Source organism: Mycobacterium sp. NGS41 (assembly GCF_059812725.1).
This window is the reverse complement of sequence record NZ_JCALDF010000086.1, coordinates 1-540: the sequence shown is the minus strand read 5'-3', so window position 1 is coordinate 540 and position 540 is coordinate 1. Positions and strand designations below refer to the sequence as shown.

The 540-nt window shown below is 63.9% G+C and carries 1 pseudogene; it reads right to left on the bottom strand.

Features of this window, described 5'->3' with window-relative positions:
* Positions 1 to 400 precede the first annotated feature (400 nt).
* Positions 401 to 540: pseudogene (locus AC5Y21_RS26040) on the bottom strand (IS110 family RNA-guided transposase); the annotation flags it as partial.

Sequence of the window (540 nt, the reverse complement as noted above, 5' to 3'; positions counted from 1 at the left end):
AGGTGTCGACTGACCAATGGTTTGCCTAGAGCGCCCACGCTGACTTATGCGACCTCAACCTTAGGAAGGGTCATCTGGCGTCGTTCGGGCTGCGCGAGGCGAAGGGCCGGGGTGCCAAGCTAGATTCGGCGTGGCCCTGGGGGTCCGCCATAGCGCGATCGGCATCTGATCCGGCCCTTCGTTGGTTTCAGCCTGGCACTGACCGCCGGAGTTGTGAAGAGGCAGTTCGTTAGTGGCCTTTCTCTGTGGGAGATGATTCTCCTCGCCGGCACAGGGTGCGCCGGTGCTCGTCGCTGTCCACCTCGTTCGTCCTCGCTGCGCTGCGGGCGCTGCAGGTGGACAACTCCCTGCGTCTCCGGCGCTGATGGCCTAGACCGAGGAAACCCCAGTAAGTGATGCTTTAGCTCCAGCGCGAGGAGTCGTAGTCGGCGTGGTCGCGCACCAGTGCGTAGGCGATGCGGGTGGCGCGGTGGGCTAGGGCGCATCCGATGATTCCGCCGTGCTTGCCGCGTAATTTCAGGCCGGCCGCATAGGTTTTGG